Here is a 20236-nt window from a genome sequence, read left to right as displayed (position 1 = left end):
GGTGGGGATCAGCTGCCGGTGCCGCGGTACGCGCGCAGACCGGCCCGCCAGGCGAGGCCGGCGGCGGCGCAGCAGAGCACCGCGGCGACCGGCGAGGCGTACTGGAAGGCGGTGGGCAGGCCGAGCGGGTCGGGCCGGCCGAGGATGCGCTGGGCGGGCAGCCAGTTGACGAACGCCAGCGGGATGCCGAAGACCACGCCGGCCACGAGCTCCTTGGCGAAGATCGTCGGCGGGTACTGCAGCACGGTGGCGCCGCCGTAGGTGATGGAGTTCTGCAGTTCGCCGGCTTCGCCCCACCAGAACTGCACGGTGGCGCCGCCGATGAAGGCCGACGCGAAGATGGCGGTGCCGCAGACGAGCAGGACGGGCACCAGCAGCACCCGGTCCCACGTCCAGTGGACGTCCACGGCCGCCAGCGACCAGACCAGCACGGCCGCCCCCTGCACCGGCCGCCCGAGCCGGCGGAGGGTGAAGCGCTCGGCGCAGAGCTGGGCCAGCGCGGGGGCGGGGCGGATCAGCATGGTGTCCAGGCTTCCGGTGCGGATCCGTTCGCCGAGCGCGTCGGCCGTGCCGACCAGCAGGTTGGCGGTGCCCAGCGCGAACGACGACGTCCCGTACAGGAAGCCGAGTTCGGGCAGGGTCCAGCCGCCGAGGGCGTGGGTGTGCTGGAACATCAGCAGGATGACGGCGAAGTCGAGGAAGGTGACGACCGTGCTCGCCAGGGCCATCAGGGCGAAGGAGAGCCGGTAGGACATGGTGGAGCGGTTCCACATGGCCGCCACCAGCCACCAGGAGCGGACCGCCCAGCGGACCCGCGCCACGGGCCCCTCCGGCCGGACGAGGCCGGCCGGGGGCGCCCCGGCGACGGCCGGGGACTTCCCGGCACAGGCGGTGCCGGCCGGGGGCTCCCCGGCGCAGGCGGTGCCGGCGGGTCGGGAGTCAGCCACCCTGGACCACCACCTTGCGGGTCGCGAGCCGCTGGACGCCCTGCCCGGCGGCGAGCAGCAGGACCGCCCAGAGCGCCTGGAGGCCGAGGCTGCCGAACAGGCCGGTGCCGGCGCTCCGCTCCAGGAAGACGTCCGTGGGGATCTGGATCATCGCGGCCCAGGGCAGCACCCGGGCGATCTCGCCGAGCCAGCCCGGGAAGAGGCCGAGCGGCAGCAGCATCCCGGAGAAGAACATCGTCAGCACCACCGTGACCGAGCGGATCCCGTCCGCGTCCTGGAGCCAGAACCCGGTCAGCGAGACCAGGAAGCGCAGCCCGAAGCTGACCACCACGGCGAGCAGGACGGAGACCAGGAACACGGCCCAGACGGACGGGTCGTGCGGCAGCCGGGTGTCGAAGGCCAGGCAGCCGGCGACGACCGGCAGGACACCGCGGGCCAGCAGCTGGAAGCCGGCCCGGCCGATGTCGTTGGCCAGCCACCAGCCCTGGAAGTCGACCGGCCGGTAGAGGTCGACCGCGATGTCGCCCTTGCGGAACCGCTCCTGGATGTCGTCCTGGAAGCCGCCGCCGAGGACCGCGACGGTGGCCAGCAGGGACTGGCTGATCCAGATGTAGGTGACCGCCTGGGCGGTGTCGTAGCCGCCGAGGCCGGGCCTGGCCTGCCAGAGGGCGATGAAGGTGTAGGCGAGGATGAAGCCGAAGACGGTGTTGGTGACGGCGCCGGCCACGGTGGCGGCCCGGTAGGTCGAGTAGCGGCGGAAGCCGCCGCGGGCGACGGCGAGGTAGAGGCGGGCGGTGCCGCCGACATCGGGAGGGGGCCTGAGCTGCGTCTCCATGGGCACAGCGATAGGCATACTGTCTCCTTATCGACAAATACGAGCAGGCGGAGGCACCCGGAACGGGGCGCACGGAACCGGGCTCCCGCAACGCCGGCCCACCGCGCACCGGCGCGCGGGACACCGGCACACAGGACACCGGCGCATGCCGGACCAGCTCCGGCCGTCCCCACCCGGGGGTACCGGGCGGGCGGGCGGAGCTACCGGGCCTCGTACGCGAGAACCGGGTGCGCTATGTGGTTTGCACCTTTCACCGTACCGCCGACGATCACCTGACGCACCAGGTTTTCCCAACACCTGATCGCGGATCAAATAGCACATAATCACCGCATGACCTTGAGGGCAGACCACCGCACCCGGCGCCAGGCCAAACGGGCCGCCCGTCGCGAGGCGCGCCGCGCCAAGCCGTTCTGGCGCCGGCTCCTGCCCACCTGGCGGGTCACCCTCGGCGCGCTCACCGCCGTCCTGCTCGCCGCCGTCGGCTCCTTCGCCGTGCTCTACCTCATCGTCCCCGTGCCCGACGCCAACGCCCACGCCGTCGCCCAGAACAACATCTACCTCTACGCCGACGGCACCACCGAGATCGCCCGCACCGGCGCCGTCAACCGCACCGACGTCACGATCACCCAGATCCCGCCCGACACCCAGCACGCCGTCGTCTCCGCCGAGGACCGCACCTTCTACCAGAACCGCGGCGTCGACCTGAAGGGCATGGTCCGGGCCGGCTGGAACACCCTCACCGGCAAAGGCATGCAGGGCGGCTCCACCATCACCCAGCAGTACGTCAAGAACTACTACCTGACCCAGGACCAGACCATCGAGCGCAAGGGCCGCGAACTCTTCATCGCCCTCAAGGTCGACCAGCAACGCAGCAAGAACGAGGTCCTCACCGGCTACCTCAACAGCAGCTACTTCGGCCGCAACGCCTACGGCATCCAGAGCGCCGCCCACGCCTACTACGGCGTCGACGTCTCCCAGCTCACCCTCCCCCAGGGCGCCTACCTCGCCGCCCTGCTCCAGGCCCCCAGCATCTACGACGTCAAGACCGCCACCCCCGCCAACCGCGAGAAGGCCGTCGCCCGCTGGAACTACACCCTCGACGGCATGGTCCAACTCGGCTTCCTCACCGCCGCCGACCGCGCCGCCATCACCTTCCCCGAACCCGTCGACCCCCAGCCCGCCACCGGCCTCGGCGGCCAGGCCGGCTACCTGGTCGGCGTCGCGGACGACTACCTCCTCTCCTCCGGCATCATCGACACCGCCACCCTCAAAGCCGGCGGCTGGCGGATCACCACCACCTTCGACAAGGACAAGCAGGACGCCTTCACCCACGCCGTCCAGCGGGAACTCACCGACGAACTCGACCCCGCCAAACGCCCCACCACCGACACCGACGTCCGCGTCGCCGGCGCCTCCGTCGAACCCGCCACCGGACGCGTCGTCGCCGTCTACGGCGGCCCCGACTACGCCAGACAGCCCTACAACGACGCGCTGCGCCAGGACAACCAGATCGGCTCCACCTTCAAGCCCTTCGACCTCGCCGCCGGCCTCAACTCCGGCCGCAGCAGCGGCGACGGCCGCCCGATCACCACCGAAACCCGCTACGACGGCGCCAGCGAACGCCCCGTCACCGGCGGTCCCACCCCGTACGCGCCGCCCAACGAGGACGACATCGACTACGGCGACATCACCCTGCGCCGCGCCATGGCGAAGTCGGTCAACTCGGTCTACGCCCAGGAAGGCGTCGACGCCGGACTCGCCCACGTCCGCGAAACCGCCGTCCGGCTCGGCATCCCCGACAACGTCCCCGGCATGGACCCGGCCAACACCTCGATGACCCTGGGCACCGCCACCCCCAGCGCCCTCAACCTGGCCGGCGCCTACGCCGCCTTCGCCAACCACGGCCAGGCGTACACCCCGTGGTCCGTCACCAAACTCGAACGCGTCCACACCGGCGGCGCCATCGACGTCCCCAAGATGCCCGAACACGTCCCGACCGCCGCCATCGACCGGGGCACCGCCGACGCCGTCACCGACGTCCTGCGCGACGTCGTCAGCCCCCGCGGCACCGGCGCCGCCGCCCTCGACCTCGGCCGCCCCGCCGCCGGCAAGACCGGCACCACCGACTCCAACCTCTCCGCCTGGTTCGCCGGCTTCACCCCCGAACTCACCACCACCGTCGGCCTCTTCCGGGAGAACCCGAAGACCCACGCCAAGGAACCGCTCTCCGGCACCGCCGGCTACACCCGGATCAACGGCGGCGCCTTCCCCACCGAGATCTGGACCGCCTACATGGCCGACGTCCTGGAGAGCACCGCCGTCCAGAACTTCGACCTCCAGCCCAGCCGGGGCAACAACGAGCCGAGCACACCCGCCACCACCACCGCCCCGGCCATGCCGTCCCCCGGCACGAGCACCACCGGCGCGCCGACCGGCACCCCGGCCCCGACCACGCCGGCACCCGAACGGCCCACCCCGAGCAGCCGCCCCACCGAGACCCGCCCCACCGAGACCCGGCCGGCCGACCCCACCCCCGAAGCGCCCCACCCCACACCCACCCCGGAGCCACCGGCCGTGACCCCCACCAGCGGCCCCGGCCCCGGGCCCGCCGCCGCCACCCCACCCGCCCCGTAGCGGCCCCGGCCACCACGCGCCTCACGACACCAGCTCCCGCTCCAGCGGCGTCCGGAACCGCGGCGTCACCCGCACCTCCCCCAGCCAGCCCGACAACCGCGCCGCCTCCACCGCGACCGCCGCCCCCGCCTCCGCCCCGGCATCCGTGAACAGCCGCCACACCACCTCGCCGTCCGCACGCTGCGCCCAGCCGCCCACCACCCGGCCGCACCACCAGACCGTCGGCCCCGCGTTGCCCGCCCGGTCGAACAGGGCCGGGACGTCCTCCGGCCGCAGGTACCAGTCACGCCCGCGCCAGCCCATCACCGTCGGATCCAGCGCCGGCAACAGCGCCGCCCACGGCTCCGGCTCCGCCACCGGCTCCACGTCCCCCGGCAGCAGCAGGCCCGTCACGCCCCCGGACAGCGCCGCGTCCACCGCACCCACGTCGGCCAGCGCCTTGCGGGTGTCCCCCAGCGTCCAGCCCGTCCACCACTTCACGTCCTCGACCGTGGCCGGCCCGTACGCCGCCAGCCACCGCCGCACCACCTCCGCCTTGGCCTCCCGCACCGGCACGTCCGGCCACTGCGGCACCCGCGCCCACGGATAGCTGCTGCTCAGCCACGACCCCCGCGGCCGGCACCGGCGCAGATGCCCGTCCGAGGCCAGCAGCCGCAGCAGCCGACTGCCCACGCTCTGCTTCGCCTCGTAGGGCTTGCCCGCCGACATCAGCATCGTCTCGCGCAACGCCGGCACGTCCTCGCCGAGTTCGCTCGTCGTCGCCTCACCGCGCCGCTCCAGCGCCGCCAGCACCGCCCGCTCCGTCTCGGCGAGCCGCATCTCGTCCCAGCCCTCGGCGAACTGGCCGAGGTGCTTCAGCAACGTCGCCCGCTCCTTGACCGCGATCGCCCGCGCCGTGGACGCGCTCACGAACGGCGCGAACTCCTCCGTGACCGCGAAGATCGTCCGCCGCATCGACAGCAGCTTCACCAGCGAGACGTCCTCGTACAACGCCCGCTCGACCTCGGCCGCCCACGGCCCCGCCAACCGCGCGCACGCCGACAGGTACACCGTCGCGGCATCGGTGGCGTGCAGCCCGACCACCGCGTCCGCCACCTGCTCGACCCGCGCCGCCCGCCCGGCGGGCGCCAGCAGGTGCCGCCGCCCCACCCGGGCCCGGCGCTGCTCGTCACCGATCAGGGGCAGACCGCTCGAACGCACACCACTGCTCATGGCCGGACCCTACTGCCACCGTCCGACAACGGCCTCCGGACGCGAAGAGGCGGGCCGCCGCGCACCACGGCGCGACGGCCCGCCCGGGGCCGGTCGGGTCCTCAGAGGTACAGCCCGGTCGACCCCTCGGTGTCGCCGAAGCGCATCGCCGCGACGGCGTGCAGGTCGCGCTCGCGCAGCAGCACGTACGTGGCGCCGCGGACCTCGACCTCCAGCTTGTCCTCCGGGTCGTAGAGCACCCGGTCACCGGGCTCGACAGACCGGACGCTCTGGCCGACTGCGACGGCCTCCGCCCAGGTGCACCTTTTACTCAGCTCCGCGGTCGCCGGGATGAGGATGCCGCCGGTCGAGCGGCGCTCGCCCTCGCTGCCTTCGGTCTTCACCAGGACGCGGTCGTGCAGCATCTTGATCGGCAACTTCTCGCCCAGCCGGTCGTGGCGCGGCGAGTCGTGCTCCGGCGAGGCGGTCTTCGGGGTCGGTTCGTCGTTCGTACTCACGATCCCGAAGGTACCGCTCCCGGGCTCGCAGCGTGACGCTGGCCCGGAGTACGAGAAGCCCGCGCGGGCGGTCCCGGGCCGCACGGTCCCGGGCCACCGGCGGTCCCGGGCCACCGGCGGTCCCGGGCCGCGCAGTCCCCCGGGCACGGGGAAAGGCGCCCGGGCATACGGAAGGCCGGGCACCCGCGGCGCCCGGCCCCGTGAAACCCGCCGTTCAGCTCTTGCGGCGCTTCCGGGCCGAGGCGACCAGCAGCACCAGACCGGCGCCGACGAGCGCGGCCGGGACGACCCGCTCCTTGCGCGGCCGCCCGTCCTCGTCCACGAACTGCGCCTTGGCCTTCTCCACCAGCCCGCTGGCCGCCACGTAGGCCCGGGCGGCCTTCTCCTCCACGGAGGCCACCGCCTTCGCCTTGACCTGGGCGGAGATCGTGGTCGGGTGGACACGCATGGCGAGCTCGTCCAGGGTCGCCGCAAGCTGGGTGCGGGTGCGGGAGATGTCCGCCTCGATCTGGGCGGTCGTCCTCGCCGAGTTGTCCTTCGTGCTCGCCTCGCCCACTCGGGCCACCCCAATTCACTGATGTTGTCCTGTGCGACTGACCCAGTTTGTCAGCTACCGCGAACGGCCGCGCGGCCCCACCCACCATCGGAGGTAAGTTTGCCGTGGTACGACCACCCGCCCACGCACCAGGAGAGTCCCCCGTGACTGAGCGCCTCCAGCCCGGCGACACCGCGCCCGCCTTCAGCCTGTCGGACGCCGACGGCAACCAGGTGTCGCTCGCCGACCACCTCGGCCGCAAGGTGATCGTCTACTTCTACCCCGCCGCGCTCACCCCGGGCTGCACCAAGCAGGCCTGCGACTTCACCGACAACCTGGAGGTCTTCGCCGGCGCCGGCTACGACGTCATCGGCATCTCGCCGGACAAGCCGGAGAAGCTCGGCAAGTTCCGCGAGGCCGAGGACCTCAAGGTCGTCCTGCTCTCCGACCCGGACCACGCCGTCCTGGAGGCCTACGCCGCGTACGGCGAGAAGCAGAACTACGGCCGCACCTACCAGGGTGTGATCCGCTCCACGGTGATCGTGGACGAGCAGGGCAAGGTCGAGCGCGCGCTCTACAACGTGAAGGCCACCGGCCACGTCGCCAAACTGCTGCGCGACCTCAAGGTCGAGACCGCCTGACGAGAGCGCCTGACGAGACGGCCCGGACGGGACGGCCCGGACGGCCGCGCTCCTCACCGGGACGTGCGGACGTCCGGATCGGAGCGGTCGCGAAAAGCGGGTCGGTCGCGAAAACGGAGCGGTGGCGGCGCACCCCCCGACCGGGTGCACCGCCACCGCCGTCTCTCACCTCGGCGGACCGCTGTCGTCAGCAGGTCCCGAGGTCGCTCCAGACGCCCCACGAGCCGCTCGCGCTGGGGTCGTCGCCCTTGGTCCACCACTTGTTCTGGTAGTAGTGGCCCTTCCACGACACCTTGGTGGTGGTCGCGTAGGTGGCAGCCGCGTCCCAGGCCGGCGCACCCGTGCAGGTGCCCGAGGTCGGGGTCGCGGTCGGCGTCACGGTCGGGGTGACCGTCGGGGTCACCGTGGGCGTCACGGTCGGGGTGACCGTCGGGGTCACCGTGGGCGTGACCGTCGGGGTCGCGGTCGGCGTGGCCGTCTGCGACGGGGTCGGCGTCGCGGTGCCGCCGTCCACGGCGCCCCGGCTCAGGTCACCCTTGAGGCCGTACAGCGTGCCGCCGACGTTGACCGTCCAGTTCGACGGCGTCGACACCGGCAGGTAGTAGACGAAGTCCATGTCGATCGACGCACCCGGCGCCAGCGACTGCCAGCCCGGCAGCTTCACCGAGACCCGGTTGTAGGTGCCCTTGAGGCCGCCCACGTTGCCCGGACCGGGGTTGTCCTGCTTGATGACGGTCAGCCCGAAGCCGGACTGGTCCTTCGCGTTGCCCGGAGCCGAGTTGCTGTAGTCGAATTGGAACTCCGTGCCGCCCGGCAGGGTCACCGTCGAGTTGTTGACGATGTGGATCTTCGGGTTGATCGGGTAGTTCGAGTCGCCCAGCGCGAAGTTGGTGAACGACACGTCGATCGGCAGGGTCTGCTGCGGCAGCGCGGTCGTCGAGCGGACCGCACCGTACGGCGAGGCCGCCTTGAACTTGTCGTACATCAGCGAGGTCAGCGTCGAGCCCGGCACGTACTGGCCCTTGCCGCCGTTGGCGGCCGCGTCCCACTTGTAGTCGCCCGCGAGCTCCCAGATCATCGCGCCGCCGGCACCCTGGTTGACGATGTAGTCCGCCTTGGCGCCCACCGACTGCTCGTCCTCGGTGGAGAGGAACACCTTCTTCGAGTCGTTCCACAGCCACGGCGCCACCAGCGAGGAGCTGTAGTTGCGGGCGTAGGTGCCCTGCAGGGCGGTGTCGGTCACGCCGTACTTGGAGAGGTAGTCGGGCACGATGCCCTTCTCCAGGTTCTTCGCGTGCCACATCGGGTTCGAGCCGGCCGGGGACTCCTTGCCCGCGTCGTCCTTGTCGTTCCAGATGTTGTCGATGCCGACGGCGCCGTCACCGCAGGTGGTCAGGCCGGAGCCGACCGGGCAGCTGTTGGTGGAGGAGGTGCCCCAGAGGCCGTTCGTCCCGCCGGTGACGTTCTTGAACCCGCGCGTGTAGTACGGCAGCCCGACGTTGATCCGGCCGCCCGGCACCGCACCGCGGAAGTAGTGGTACGACCAGTCCGCGTTCAAGTAGCCGATCCCGCCGTACTGGCCGGTGCCGTACACGTTGGCCGCGGCCAGCTCGCCGTCCTTGCCGTCGTCGAACAGCGAGGCGTTCGGGCCGACGTACTTGTTCCAGGCGCCGTGCAGGTCGTACGACATGATGTTGACGTAGTCCAGGTACTGCGCCACCTGGAAGGTCTCCATGCCACGCAGCAGGTAGCCGGACGACGGGGCCGCGACCGACAGCAGGTAGTGCTTGCCGTCGGCGGCGCCGGCCCGGTCCAGCTTCTCGCGCAGGGTCTTCATCAGGGCCGCGTAACCCTTGGCGAGCGAACCGCGCTTGGAGTTGGCGAGCTGCCAGTCCAGCGGGTTGCCCGCGTCCTTCATCGAGGTCGGGTACTCGTAGTCGATGTCGACGCCGTTGAAGCCGTACTTCTTGATGAAGTCGACCGAGGAGTTGGCGAAGGTGTCGATGCCCGCCTGGTTGACGCTGCCGTCCGGGTTGACGGTCATCGAGTAGAAGCCGCCGGAGTTGACGCGCTTGCCGTCGTCGCCGAAGTAGCCGCCGGTCTCGGTCCAACCGCCCACCGAGATCATGGTCTTGACGTTCGGGTACTGCTTCTTGAACTTCGTCAGCAGGTTGAAGTGCCCCTTGTAGGGCAGCGACGGGTCCAGCTCCGCACCGGGCACGCCCGGGAAGGAGATCCCGGTGGCCTCGTTCTTGTCGTTGTCGGTGCCGACGGAGATCTTGTTGTCGCCGCCGACGTGCCCGAAGGCGTAGTTCAGGTGGGTGACCTTGTCCCAGGGGACGTCGCTCACCAGGTAGGGCTGGGTCCCGTCCTTGCCGGTGCGCCAGCCCGTGAAGTAGCCGATGATGCGGCGCTGGTGGTCCGCGCCCATCTTCTCGCGGCCCGCGGTGTCGTAGACGCTGCAGTACGGGACGTCCACCCCGGGGGTCTGGTACATGCCGTCGGGACGACAGGACGCGTTGTCGACGGTCGCGGACGCCTGCGAGGGCGCCGCGCCCAGCGTCGCCACCAGCAGGCCCGCCAGGCCGGCGGCCGCCAGCGAGGCCAGACCCGCCCGGGCGGCGGGGCTCTTGGAGTGACGGGCGGCGGTGGGACGCCGCTCCGCCGTGGATCGGATCAACACTCGGTCCTCCGGGAGAGAGTGTCGGCGCGTGCCTGTGGGGGAGCACGCACGTGGGGGAATGCAGATTGGCGCCGAAGCTATGTGGTCTGAACCACATAGGTCAATAGGTCTGTACCAATTGGTCATCAAATCCCCAAGAACGCAGGCCGAACGGCCGATCCGCGACGGCCGGTCCCGGCCGCTCCTCCGCACACCCACGACCACCCCACACCACCACCGGGAAGCACCGGGAAGCCCCGGCTGGGCCGTAACCGAACGCCCCGACGATCGTTCACCCGCACGGGGGACGGGCGCACACCAGCCCGAAGGGGGACGACCATGACGGTCAAGTACACACGCGAACTGCTCGCGGCCACCGCGGCGGCAACCGCCTCGCTCGACGAGATGCTCGCCGCCCTCGGCAAGGAGCCGAACAAGGACCGCCGCAAGTACCTGCGCCGCAAGCTGACCGAGCACGCGATCGACACATCGCACTTCCGGCAGGCCGGAAGCATCTACACCCGCGAACTCCTCCAGGAGGCCGTCTCGGCCTGCCGGAGCGTGGCGGGGGTCGTACGGTTCCTCAACCAGCGCCAGGCCGGCGGCACCCAGGCCCACATCGGCCGCCGGATCAAGGCCCTCGGCATCGACACCTCGCACTTCACCGGACAGGCCCACAGTCGCGGCAAGCAGGGCCCCACCCGCATCCCGGCCGAACGGCTCCTCACCCGGCGTCCGTGGGACGCCAAGCGGCTTCCCGGCGTACGGATCCGCCGGGCCCTCGGAGAGCTCGGCCGACCCGAGTTGTGCGAGGGCTGCGGCACCGGACCCGAGTGGCAGGGCCGCCCGCTGACCCTGGAGGTCGACCACATCAGCGGCGACTGGTCGGACAACCGCCCCGGCAACCTCCGGCTGCTCTGCCCGAACTGCCACGCCGTCACCGACACTTACTGCGGACGCAACAAGAACAGGAGCACCGCGCCGGACCCGGCGGACGGCCAGGACGGCGGCGCACCTCGAAATGGCGGTGTCCGTGCCCCGGGCAAGCCCCTAGACTGAGGACCATGCGGCCTTGGCGTAACCGGCAGCCGCGCGGGTTTTAGGTGCCCGTGGGAGAAATCCCGTGAGGGTTCGAATCCCTCAGGCCGCACGATCCTTCACATCGAAGGCCCGCCCGGAGATGATCTCCGGGCGGGCCTTCGCCGTTCCTGCGCCCCGCTCAGCCCAGCAGCTCCCGCACCACCGGGGCGAGGGCGCGGAAGGCCTGGCCGCGGTGGCTGATGGCGTTCTTCTCGTCGGCCGTCATCTCCGCGCACGTGCGGGTCTCCCCCAGGGGCTGGAGGACCGGGTCGTAGCCGAAGCCGCCCTCGCCGGCCGGGGCGGTCCGCAGGGTGCCCGGGAGGCGGCCCTCGACGACGCGCTCGGTGCCGTCGGGCAGGGCGAGCGCCGCCGCGCAGAAGAAGTGGGCGCCGCGGTGCTCGGGGGCGATGTCGGAGAGCTGGGCGAGGAGCAGGTCCAGGTTGGCGCGGTCGTCGCCGTGCTTGCCGGCCCAGCGGGCGGAGAAGATGCCGGGGGCGCCGTTCAGCACGTCCACGCAGAGGCCGGAGTCGTCGGCGACGGCGGGCAGGCCGGTGGCCGTGGCGAGGGCGTGTGCCTTGAGGAGGGCGTTCTCGGCGAAGGTGACGCCGGTCTCGGGGACGTCCGGAATCTCGGGATAGGCGTCGGCACCGACCAGTTCGACGTCCAGGCCGGCGTCGCCGAGGATGGCGCGGAGTTCGGCGACCTTGTGCTGGTTGCGGGTGGCGAGGATGAGTCGGGTGGTCATGAACCCACCCTAACCGGACGTCAGCCGGTGCAGACCTTGGTGAGGTTGCCCGCGGCGTCGCCGAGCGGCTTGAGGTCGGGGACCTGCTTGTTGTTGGCCGCCTGCTGGATCTTGTCGACCTGGGTGTTGAGGTCGGTGACGGCCTTGGCGACGTCGGTGTTGGAGGAGTTCTTGCCGAGCTGGTCGAGGTCGGTCTTGAGCTTCTGGAGGGCCTGCCCGGCGGCCGCGGCGTCGTTGTTGACGTTGTTGTAGGCGTTGACGACGTCGTTGACGTCGCCGGAGATCGTGATCGCGGTGTTGCCGCAGTCGATGGCCTTCTGCACGGCGGAGCAGCTGACCACGCTGAGCGGGAGGACGGCGATGAGTGCGACCACGGCGAGAGTGGCGGGGCGGGCGATGCCGGCGCGGGTGATGCTGTCGGGCATCAAGTCCTCCTCGTGGGCGCGGTTTCCGTTCAGGAGGGACGCGCGGAGGGTGCCCGTGGTTCCCGCAACGGTGTGCTGCGGGAACCGTACGGTCTCCGGGCCCGGCCTGTAAACGCCGGTGGCCCGGAGAGCCGCGGGTGGCGGGGGGTCAGCCCTCCAGGGCCTTGCGCTGGATCTCGTCGAGCTCGGCGCAGCCGAGGGCGCCGAGGTCGAGGAGGCGGTCGAGGAGGGCGCGGTCGAAGGGGGCGCCCTCGGCGGTGCCCTGGACCTCGACGAAGCGGCCGTCGGAGGTGCAGACGATGTTCATGTCGGTCTCGGCGCGGACGTCCTCCTCGTACTGGAGGTCGAGCATGGGGGTGCCGTCGATGATGCCGACGCTGACGGCGCTGACGCCGCCGGTGATGGGCTGGCCCTTGGCGCGGAGGATCTTCTTGTCGCGGGCCCAGGCGACGGCGTCGACGAGGGCGACGTAGGCGCCGGTGATGGCGGCGGTGCGGGTGCCGCCGTCGGCCTGGAGGACGTCGCAGTCGAGGACGATGGTGTTCTCGGCGAGGGCGCGGTGGTCGATGACGGCGCGCAGGGAGCGGCCGATGAGGCGGCTGATCTCGTGGGTGCGTCCGCCGATGCGGCCCTTGACGGCTTCGCGGTCGCCGCGGGTGTTGGTGGCGCGGGGGAGCATGGAGTATTCGGCGGTGACCCAGCCTTCGCCGCTGCCCTTGCGCCAGCGCGGGACGCCCTCGGTGACGCTGGCGGTGCACAGCACCTTGGTGTCGCCGTAGGAGATGAGGACGGAGCCTTCGGCGTGCTTGCTCCAGCCCCGCTCGATGGTGATGGGGCGGAGCTGTTCGGGGGTGCGGCCGTCGATGCGTGACATAGGCACCGAGCGTAGCCGCTTCCGCCGGGTGGTCCCGGTACGCCCCGACCGGTCCGGAATCGCGCCTGCCGCGGCCGGGCCCGGGGTGCGCCCGGGGGTGCGCCCCGGGGGTACGGGGGTGCGCTCGCGGGGGCGGGGCCGGGTGCCCGGTGCCGGGGGCGCTGCCATTCCGGGCCTTCCGGGCTGCCCGGAAGGCCCTCGGCCCGCCGCCCCGGGGAGGGGGCGCCGGGCCGGAGGGGGGTGAGCCCGGGGGCTCAGCTCACATCATGTCCTCGATGTCGGCGGCGATCGGGTCGGCGTCGGTGCCGATGACGACCTGGATCGCGGTGCCCATCTTCACGACGCCGTGGGCGCCGGCCGCCTTGAGGGCGGCCTCGTTGACGAGGGAGGCGTCCTTGACCTCGGTGCGCAGGCGGGTGATGCAGCCTTCGACCTCTTCGATGTTGTCGATGCCGCCCAGACCGGCGACGATCTTCTCAGCCTTGCTGGCCATCTGTTGTTCTCCCTCTGTCTCGGCCCGTCGGCTGCTCTGCCGGGTGCCGTCCTGCGCTGTGCTGGGGGTCCCCGGCCGGAGGCCGGGGGTGGGTCCGTGCCGGTGCTGACGCGGATTCAGCGGCCGTCGCGCTGCACGGCAGCGCGACAAGCATCACCCGCCCAGGACCGGTATGCCACGTTAGTCCACTTTTGGCCCATTCTGGCGCGCACCGTCTGGATCTTCGTCCGAGGATGACGATCAGCGGGGCTTCCGTCCCGGCGCACGCTGCCTGCGTCTCCAAAAGTGGTCTACACCAATATATGTGTACCCCGATGAACGCAGGAAGGGCCCCGGGTGTTCCTGAGTCCCGTCCAGCGGTCCCGCAGGGGGCCACCGGCCGGCTACCGCTCCCGGAGGGCGAAGGATGAGTTCGGCAGGCGCCACGGCCCCGCAGACCACGTGGTGGCACACCTTCTACGGCGGGCTCCAGAAGATGGGCCGCTCGCTCCAGCTGCCGGTCGCGGTGCTGCCGGCCGCCGGCATCCTCAACCGGCTCGGACAGCCGGACGTCTTCGGCAAGGAGGGCCTCGGCTGGGACAACGTCGCCAAGGTCTTCGCCGCGGCGGGTGGCGCACTGCTTGACTCCTCGCTCGGCCTGCCGATGCTCTTCTGCATCGGGGTCGCGATCGGCATGGCGAAGAAGGCGGACGGCTCGACGGCGCTCGCGGCCGTGGTGGGATTCCTCGTCTACTACCAGGTGCTGCACGCCTTCCCCGAGGACTGCAAGGCGCCCACGATCCTGGTCGGCAACCAGTGTGTGGACTACACCTCGGCGAAGGCGGCGGCCGCGACGTACCAGAACCCGGGGGTGCTGGGCGGCATCCTGATCGGCCTGATGTCGGCCTGGCTCTGGGTGCGCTTCCACCGCACCAGGCTGGTGGACTGGCTCGGCTTCTTCAACGGCCGCCGCCTGGTCCCGATGATCACCGCCCTGGTGGGCATGCTCGCCGCCTGCCTCGCGGTCTGGGCCTGGCCGCCGATCGGCCGCGCCATGAACGACTTCAGCCAGCACCTCGTCGACCTGCAGTCGGGCGGCGCCGGCATCTTCGGCGTCTGCAACCGCGTGCTGCTGCTGATCGGCATGCACCAACTGCTGAACACCTTCGTCTGGTTCCAGTTCGGCTCGTTCACCAAGCCGGACGGCATGGTCGTGCACGGCGACATCCCGCGCTTCCTGGCGGGCGACCCGACGGCCGGCCAGTTCCAGTCCGGCTTCTTCCCCATCATGATGTTCGCGCTGCCGGCCGCCGCCCTGGCGATCGCGCACTCCGCCAAGGTGCACCGCCGCAAGGAGATCTACGGTCTGATGCTCTCGGTCGGCCTGACCTCCTTCGTCACCGGCGTGACCGAGCCGATCGAGTACTCCTTCGCCTACGTCGCCCCGGCGCTGTACGCGGTGCACGCCCTGCTGACCGGCGCTTCGATGGCGGTGACCTGGGGGCTGGGGGTGCACGACGGCTTCAGCTTCTCGGCCGGCCTGATCGACTACGTGATCAACTGGAGCCTGGCCACGAAGCCCTGGATGATCATCCTCATCGGGCTCGGCTTCGCCGCCGTGTACTACGCGCTGTTCCGGTTCATCATCGTGAAATTCGACATGAAAACACCCGGGCGCGAGGACGAGAGCGAGGTCGAGGACGTGACCAAGGCATAAACCGAGCGTCACCACGCGCCTTCCGAAAAGGCCCGCGGACCACCGGTCCGGGGGCCTTCGGCATATCCGGAACAGGGCGATGGTCCCGGTACGGAACTCCGGCTATTCGGCAGCCGGGAAATTCGGCGGCACCCCGGAACGCGACCTGCGGCCCCACCCGGACCCCGCCCCGGCCCGCCCGCACGGGGGCCCGCCGCCGCCCGGGCACCCGGCCCGCCCGCACGGCTTCGGCGGGAGGACCGGACGGGAAACCGGGCGGGGGCCGGGCGGAATCCGGGTGGGGGCCGGACGGGAGCCGGGTGGGGGAAGACCGCCACCGCGACCGCGGCCCGGCGGCCGGCAATCCGCCGCAACCGCGTCACCGGGGCGCCGCCACGGGTTCGCCCGGCGCATGGGAAGGCCCGGCGGAGCGCGACGGCAATGCGGCGGCGTTTTCCGGACGGCGGCCAGGGGGGCCGGAACCCTCTCGCACTCCCCCGCGTCCGGCCGCCCCGGATGCCGCCCGGCCGGCCGGTCCGCAGCCGGCCGCCCCGTGCCCCGCCCCACCCCTGCCGCTCCCGGACACCTGCGCGCGCCGCCGCCCGCCCCGCCGGACGGACGTCCCCGGCGGACCCCCGCCCCCAGGACTGGCCCGCCGGTCGGCCTCCAGTGGTCGACCGCCTCTTTTTGTTGCGCAAATAGCCAAAATACCAATCACGGCGGGTAATCATGATCGTCGATCCGCAAGTAGGTTTCGATTTCATAGCGCTTCTCACCAGCACCGCTTTCAGGGGTTCCCCCCCTTCTCCACCCGTGCTACAAAACTGGTCTACACCACGTGTGGTGTAGACCAGTTCGCGGTTCGGCCCCCTGTGCACCTACCCCCGACCGACCCGCCCTGCCGTTAGGAACCCACCCCCATGAGTCAGTCTGCGCAGGCACCGGCGCCCGCCGCGGCTCCGGCCACGCCCAGCCCCACCAAGAAGTTCGGCCAGAACCTGCTGCAGGGTCTGCAGAAGATCGGCCGCAGCCTCCAGCTGCCCATCGCCGTTCTCCCGGCCGCCGGTCTGCTGCTGCGCCTCGGCCAGGACGACGTGTTCGGCAAGGACGGCCTCGGCTGGAACAAGGTCGCCGCGGTGTTCGCCACCGCCGGTGACGCGGTCTTCGCCAACCTGCCGCTGCTGTTCGCGGTGGGTATCGCGATCGGCTTCGCCAAGAAGGCGGACGGCTCCACCGCGCTCGCCGCCCTCGTCGGCTTCCTGGTGTACAAGAACGTGCTGACCGCCTTCCCGGTCACCGAGGCCGCGGTCGTCGACGGCAAGTACACCGCGGCCACGTACCAGAACCCGGGTGTGCTCGGCGGCATCGTGATCGGTCTGCTCTCCGCCGTGCTGTGGCAGAAGTACCACCGCACCAGGCTGGTCGACTGGCTCGGCTTCTTCAACGGCCGCCGCCTCGTCCCGATCATCATGGCCTTCGTCGGCACCGCCGTCGGTGTCGTCTTCGCCCTGGCCTGGGGCCCGGTCGGCGACGCCATCAAGAGCCTGAACGACACCCTGATCGGCGCCGGCGCGTTCGGCGCTGGCGCGTTCGGCCTGGTCAACCGCGGTCTGCTGCCGGTCGGCATGCACCAGTTCGTGAACTCCTACGCCTGGTTCCAGACCGGTGACTTCACCAAGCCCGACGGCACCGTCGTCCACGGTGACCTCACCCGCTTCTTCGCCGGCGACCCGACCGCCGGACAGTTCATGTCGGGCTTCTTCCCGATCATGATGTTCGCGCTGCCCGCCGCCGCGTTCGCCATCGCCCACACCGCCAAGCCGCACCGCCGCAAGGCCGTCACCGGCATGATGCTGTCGCTGGCGCTGACCTCCTTCGTCACCGGTGTCACCGAGCCGATCGAGTTCGCCTTCGTCTTCATCGCCCCGGCCCTGTACGTCATCCACGCGGTGCTGACCGCCGTCTCGATGGCCCTCACCTGGGCGCTCGGCGTGCACGACGGCTTCACCTTCTCCGGCGGCCTGATCGACTACGCGCTCGCCTGGAACAAGGCCACCGACCCGTGGATGATCATCCCGATCGGTATCGCGTTCGCCGCGCTGTACTACTTCCTCTTCCGCTTCGCGATCGTCAAGTTCGACCTCAAGACCCCCGGTCGCGAGGACGACGACGAGATCGAGGACGTCACCAAGGCCTGACGCCGAGGTACGACCCGCAGCACCCCCGGCCCCGCCCCGCCGCTCGCTCCCCCGAGCGGCGGGGCGGGGCCGTTCGCGCTGCCCGCCCTCGCCCCGCCCGTCCCACCGCCGGAGCGCTCCGGTGAGACGACGGTTGACGAACCGACAAGACCGCTGGTCAACTGAGTCGGTGAACGCCCCGCGCATCCTGGTCACCCGCAGCCACATCGACTTCGGTCGCGTGTGGTCGGCGGCGTGTTGCGCCTGACCTGACCGTTCCCCCGCCGCCGCCCGGCTGACGCCCCGCCGCGCCCCGGCCCCCGCTTCCCGTCACACGTGACCGCCCGCCGCCCGGGCCGCCGCCACGTGCCCGCCTGCACTGTGCAGGCACCACTCCCGTACGAGGAAAGTCAAGGCCTCGCCATGCCCCGCCAGTTGCACCTGTCCGCCGCCCTCGACAGCTCCGGCCACTTCGACGCCGGGCACTTCACCGACCTCGCCCGCCTCGCCGAGCGGGCCACCCTGGACTTCGTCACCCTCGACGACTCCTACGCCCCCGAGCCGCAGCGGCTCGACGCCCTCGCCACCTTCGCCCGGCTCGCCCCGGACACCCGGGGGATCGGCCTGGTCCCGACCGTGACCACCACGCACACCGAGCCGTTCCACACCTCGATCTCCGTCAACACCCTGGACTGGGTGAGCGAGGGCCGGGCCGGCTGGCTGGTCGGGGTCTCCGACACCGAGGCGCAGGCCCGGGCCTTCGGCCGCAAGGACGTCGCCCCGGCCGACGTGCTCTGGGCCGAGGCCGCCGACGCCGCCGAGGTCGCCGCGCGGCTCTGGGACAGCTGGGAGGACGACGCGGAGATCCGCGACGTCGCGACCGGCCGGTTCATCGACCGCGACAAGCTGCACCACATCGACTTCGAGGGCCCGCACTTCTCCGTCCGGGGCCCGTCCATCACCCCGCGCCCGCCGCAGGGCCGGCCGGTCGTCGCGGTCGCCGTCGCCGCGGCCGACCTCGCGCCGGACGCCCCGGCCGGCGGCCGGGCCCGGGTCGAGACGGCGGCCCGGTACGCGGACGTCGTCCTGCTCGACGCCCCCGGCCGGACCGCCCGGCTGGCCGCCGCCACCGAACTGCGGCTGCGCGCGGGCGAGGGCCTGCGCATCCTGGCCCGGATCGACGCCGCCCTGCCCGACGAGACGGCCGCCGCCGCCCTGACCGCCGAACTCTCCGGGGGCGGCGCAGGCGTCGACGGCTTCCACCTGGTGCCCGCCGACCCCGCCCGTGACCTGGCCGCCCTCGCCGACCGCGTCGTCCCGGCGCTGCGCGGGCGCGGACTGTTCCGCACCGGGTACACCGGCCGCACCCTGCGCGACCACCTCGGCCTGGCCCGCCCGGCCGGCCGCTACGCCCCCGCCCCGGCCACCGTCGGCGCGCCTGCCGTCGCCACCGCTGCGACCAACGCCTTCGAGGTGACCCGATGACGGACCGACCGCTCAAGCAGATCCACCTCGCGGCGCACTTCCCGGGCGTCAACAACACCACGGTGTGGACGGACCCGGCCTCCCGGAGCCAGATCGAGTTCTCCTCCTTCCGCCATCTCGCCGAGACCGCCGAACGCGGGAGGTTCGACTTCTTCTTCCTCGCCGAGGGCCTGCGGCTGCGCGAGGTGAAGGGCCTGATCCACGACCTGGACGTGGTCGGCCGGCCCGAGTCGATCACCGTCCTGGGCGCCCTGGCCGCCGTCACCACCCACCTCGGCCTGGCCGCCACCGTCAACGCCACCTTCAACGAACCGTACGAGCTGGCCCGGCGGTTCGCCTCGCTGGACCACCTCTCCGGCGGCCGGGCGGCCTGGAACGTGGTCACCTCCTCGGACGCCTTCACCGGCGAGAACTTCCGCCGCGGCGGCTACCTCGACCGCGCCGACCGCTACACCCGGGCCGCCGAATTCGTGCAGCTGACCCGGGAGTTCTGGGACACCGGGGGCGGGGACGTCCGGCACGTCGGCCCGCAGTTCGACGTCGAGGGCCGGCTCTCCCTCCCCCGCCCGCCGCAGGGGCACCCGGTGGTCATCCAGGCCGGGGACTCCGACGAGGGCCGGGAGTTCGCCGCCGCCACGGCCGACGTCGTCTTCAGCCGGCACTCCACCCTGGCCGCCGGCCAGGCCTTCCACGCCGACGTGAAGCGACGGCTGGCCGCGTACGGGCGCAAGCCGGACGAGCTGAAGATCATGCCCGGTGTCACGTACGTGCTGGGGGACACCGACGCCGACGCCGCCGAGCGCGCCGCCGAGATCCGCCGCGCCCAGGTCGGGCCGCGGACCGCCATCGCCTACCTGGAGCAGATCTGGGGCACCGACCTCTCCGGCCACGACCCGGACGGGCCGCTGCCCACCGCCGACCCGGTGGTGGACAGCACCCTCGTCCAGGGCCGGACCAGGCTCGGCGACCCGCTGGAGATCGCCGCCCGGTGGCGGGCGGTGGCGGCCGAGAAGGGGCTGAGCAGCCGCGAGCTGGTGATCGAGGTGACCGGCCGGCAGTCGTTCATCGGCAGCGCGGCGACGATCGCCGCCCAGCTCGACGCCCACGTGCAGAGCGACGCGGCGGACGGCTTCATCCTCGTCCCGCACCTCACCCCGGGTGGGCTGGACGACTTCGTGGACCAGGTGGTGCCGCTGCTCCAGGAGCGCGGGGTGTTCCGCACCGAGTACACCGGGACGACGCTGCGCGAGCACCTCGGCCTGCCGGTGCCCGGACGGCCCTGAGCCCCGCCGGCGCGCGGCCCGCCACGGACCGGACTC

At 71.9% G+C, this 20236-nt stretch carries 17 protein-coding genes and 1 tRNA gene; 8 read left to right on the top strand and 10 right to left on the bottom strand.

Translation table 11 applies throughout. The features are described from left to right. Window positions 1-8: 8 nt before the first annotated feature. Together C2142_RS24760 and C2142_RS24755 are read right to left on the bottom strand one after the other, a co-directional pair. On the bottom strand, window positions 9-947 hold the full coding sequence (locus C2142_RS24760; protein ID WP_346766392.1) for an ABC-2 family transporter protein: 939 nt from the start codon (window positions 945-947) through the stop codon (window positions 9-11). Continuing rightward, window positions 940-1782 carry an ABC-2 family transporter protein gene (locus tag C2142_RS24755; RefSeq protein WP_148645877.1) on the bottom strand — a complete coding sequence of 281 codons (843 nt, stop codon included), beginning with the start codon at window positions 1780-1782 and terminating at the stop codon, window positions 940-942. The genes C2142_RS24760 and C2142_RS24755 overlap by 8 nt, the downstream gene beginning before the upstream one ends. A 330-nt stretch (window positions 1783-2112) precedes the next feature. Here C2142_RS24755 and C2142_RS24750 point away from each other — a divergent pair, with 330 nt between their 5' ends. Beyond that, the gene (locus C2142_RS24750; RefSeq protein WP_208693233.1) at window positions 2113-4416 is read left to right on the top strand and encodes a transglycosylase domain-containing protein; all 2304 of its coding nucleotides are present in this window, start codon (window positions 2113-2115) and stop codon (window positions 4414-4416) included. Between the two features lie 21 nt (window positions 4417-4437). Here the strand turns inward: C2142_RS24750 and C2142_RS24745 are convergent, their stop codons facing one another. The 3 genes from C2142_RS24745 to C2142_RS24735 all read right to left on the bottom strand — a co-directional run bounded on the left by C2142_RS24745 (window position 4438) and on the right by C2142_RS24735 (window position 6681). After that, window positions 4438-5628 carry a winged helix DNA-binding domain-containing protein gene (locus C2142_RS24745; RefSeq protein WP_174315684.1) on the bottom strand — a complete coding sequence of 397 codons (1191 nt, stop codon included), beginning with the start codon at window positions 5626-5628 and terminating at the stop codon, window positions 4438-4440. A 101-nt stretch (window positions 5629-5729) separates the two neighbouring features. After that, window positions 5730-6032 carry a co-chaperone GroES gene (locus C2142_RS24740; protein WP_148645002.1) on the bottom strand — a complete coding sequence of 101 codons (303 nt, stop codon included), beginning with the start codon at window positions 6030-6032 and terminating at the stop codon, window positions 5730-5732. 307 nt (window positions 6033-6339) lie between these two features. Further along, window positions 6340-6681, bottom strand: coding sequence for a DUF3618 domain-containing protein (locus C2142_RS24735; RefSeq protein WP_148644667.1), 342 nt, complete (start codon window positions 6679-6681; stop codon window positions 6340-6342). A 143-nt stretch (window positions 6682-6824) separates the two neighbouring features. Here C2142_RS24735 and bcp point away from each other — a divergent pair, with 143 nt between their 5' ends. Next, on the top strand, window positions 6825-7301 hold the full coding sequence (gene bcp, locus C2142_RS24730; protein ID WP_148644666.1) for a thioredoxin-dependent thiol peroxidase: 477 nt from the start codon (window positions 6825-6827) through the stop codon (window positions 7299-7301). Between the two features lie 187 nt (window positions 7302-7488). Here bcp and C2142_RS24725 read toward each other — a convergent pair whose 3' ends face one another. Continuing rightward, window positions 7489-9984 carry a glycosyl hydrolase family 18 protein gene (locus C2142_RS24725; RefSeq protein WP_241002754.1) on the bottom strand — a complete coding sequence of 832 codons (2496 nt, stop codon included), beginning with the start codon at window positions 9982-9984 and terminating at the stop codon, window positions 7489-7491. A 318-nt stretch (window positions 9985-10302) separates the two neighbouring features. Between C2142_RS24725 and C2142_RS24720 the strand changes: the two genes are divergently transcribed. Both C2142_RS24720 and C2142_RS24715 read left to right on the top strand, forming a co-directional pair. Beyond that, window positions 10303-11022: an HNH endonuclease signature motif containing protein gene (locus tag C2142_RS24720; protein ID WP_148644664.1), complete on the top strand. Its 720-nt coding sequence runs from the start codon at window positions 10303-10305 to the stop codon at window positions 11020-11022. A 7-nt stretch (window positions 11023-11029) separates the two neighbouring features. Continuing rightward, window positions 11030-11113: transfer RNA gene (locus C2142_RS24715), tRNA-Leu, on the top strand. A gap of 69 nt (window positions 11114-11182) precedes the next feature. Here the strand turns inward: C2142_RS24715 and rdgB are convergent. From rdgB to C2142_RS41700, 4 genes are all read right to left on the bottom strand, one after another. Beyond that, window positions 11183-11788 carry an RdgB/HAM1 family non-canonical purine NTP pyrophosphatase gene (gene rdgB / locus C2142_RS24710; protein WP_148644663.1) on the bottom strand — a complete coding sequence of 202 codons (606 nt, stop codon included), beginning with the start codon at window positions 11786-11788 and terminating at the stop codon, window positions 11183-11185. Window positions 11789-11808: 20 nt separating this feature from the next. Then, window positions 11809-12213: a hypothetical protein gene (locus tag C2142_RS24705; RefSeq protein WP_148644662.1), complete on the bottom strand. Its 405-nt coding sequence runs from the start codon at window positions 12211-12213 to the stop codon at window positions 11809-11811. Between the two features lie 148 nt (window positions 12214-12361). Beyond that, the gene (gene rph / locus C2142_RS24700) at window positions 12362-13087 is read right to left on the bottom strand and encodes a ribonuclease PH (RefSeq protein ID WP_148644661.1); all 726 of its coding nucleotides are present in this window, start codon (window positions 13085-13087) and stop codon (window positions 12362-12364) included. A gap of 259 nt (window positions 13088-13346) precedes the next feature. Next, window positions 13347-13730 (bottom strand): PTS glucose/sucrose transporter subunit IIB, encoded by a 384-nt coding sequence (locus C2142_RS41700; protein ID WP_277347271.1) that lies wholly within the window; start codon window positions 13728-13730, stop codon window positions 13347-13349. A 256-nt stretch (window positions 13731-13986) separates the two neighbouring features. Between C2142_RS41700 and C2142_RS24690 the strand changes: the two genes are divergently transcribed. The 4 genes from C2142_RS24690 (at window position 13987) to C2142_RS24675 (ending at window position 20200) form a co-directional block, all read left to right on the top strand. After that, window positions 13987-15276 (top strand): PTS transporter subunit EIIC, encoded by a 1290-nt coding sequence (locus C2142_RS24690; protein ID WP_148644659.1) that lies wholly within the window; start codon window positions 13987-13989, stop codon window positions 15274-15276. An 899-nt stretch (window positions 15277-16175) separates the two neighbouring features. Further along, the gene (locus C2142_RS24685) at window positions 16176-17453 is read left to right on the top strand and encodes a PTS transporter subunit EIIC (RefSeq protein ID WP_148644658.1); all 1278 of its coding nucleotides are present in this window, start codon (window positions 16176-16178) and stop codon (window positions 17451-17453) included. Between the two features lie 402 nt (window positions 17454-17855). Next, complete coding sequence (locus tag C2142_RS24680) at window positions 17856-18917, top strand: LLM class flavin-dependent oxidoreductase (RefSeq protein ID WP_148644657.1); 1062 nt, start codon at window positions 17856-17858, stop codon at window positions 18915-18917. Continuing rightward, on the top strand, window positions 18914-20200 hold the full coding sequence (locus C2142_RS24675) for an LLM class flavin-dependent oxidoreductase (protein ID WP_148644656.1): 1287 nt from the start codon (window positions 18914-18916) through the stop codon (window positions 20198-20200). The genes C2142_RS24680 and C2142_RS24675 overlap by 4 nt, the downstream gene beginning before the upstream one ends. Window positions 20201-20236: the final 36 nt, after the last annotated feature.

This window comes from Streptomyces sp. CB01881 (assembly GCF_002953255.1).
Lineage (GTDB): Bacteria > Actinomycetota > Actinomycetes > Streptomycetales > Streptomycetaceae > Kitasatospora.
This window is presented reverse-complemented; position numbering and strand designations above follow the sequence as displayed.

What these genes read in the sequence shown, in the direction of transcription:
- C2142_RS24720 (WP_148644664.1), top strand. Translation starts at nt 10,303, where the DNA reads ATGACGGTCAAGTACACACGCGAACTGCTCGCGGCCACCGCGGCGGCA.
- C2142_RS24755 (WP_148645877.1), bottom strand. Translation starts at nt 1,782, where the DNA reads ATGGAGACGCAGCTCAGGCCCCCTCCCGATGTCGGCGGCACCGCCCGC.
- C2142_RS24705 (WP_148644662.1), bottom strand. Translation starts at nt 12,213, where the DNA reads ATGCCCGACAGCATCACCCGCGCCGGCATCGCCCGCCCCGCCACTCTC.
- rdgB (WP_148644663.1), bottom strand. Translation starts at nt 11,788, where the DNA reads ATGACCACCCGACTCATCCTCGCCACCCGCAACCAGCACAAGGTCGCC.
- C2142_RS24675 (WP_148644656.1), top strand. Translation starts at nt 18,914, where the DNA reads ATGACGGACCGACCGCTCAAGCAGATCCACCTCGCGGCGCACTTCCCG.
- C2142_RS24685 (WP_148644658.1), top strand. Translation starts at nt 16,176, where the DNA reads ATGAGTCAGTCTGCGCAGGCACCGGCGCCCGCCGCGGCTCCGGCCACG.
- C2142_RS24690 (WP_148644659.1), top strand. Translation starts at nt 13,987, where the DNA reads ATGAGTTCGGCAGGCGCCACGGCCCCGCAGACCACGTGGTGGCACACC.
- C2142_RS24740 (WP_148645002.1), bottom strand. Translation starts at nt 6,032, where the DNA reads ATGCTGCACGACCGCGTCCTGGTGAAGACCGAAGGCAGCGAGGGCGAG.
- C2142_RS24745 (WP_174315684.1), bottom strand. Translation starts at nt 5,628, where the DNA reads ATGAGCAGTGGTGTGCGTTCGAGCGGTCTGCCCCTGATCGGTGACGAG.
- rph (WP_148644661.1), bottom strand. Translation starts at nt 13,087, where the DNA reads ATGTCACGCATCGACGGCCGCACCCCCGAACAGCTCCGCCCCATCACC.
- C2142_RS24750 (WP_208693233.1), top strand. Translation starts at nt 2,113, where the DNA reads ATGACCTTGAGGGCAGACCACCGCACCCGGCGCCAGGCCAAACGGGCC.
- C2142_RS24680 (WP_148644657.1), top strand. Translation starts at nt 17,856, where the DNA reads ATGCCCCGCCAGTTGCACCTGTCCGCCGCCCTCGACAGCTCCGGCCAC.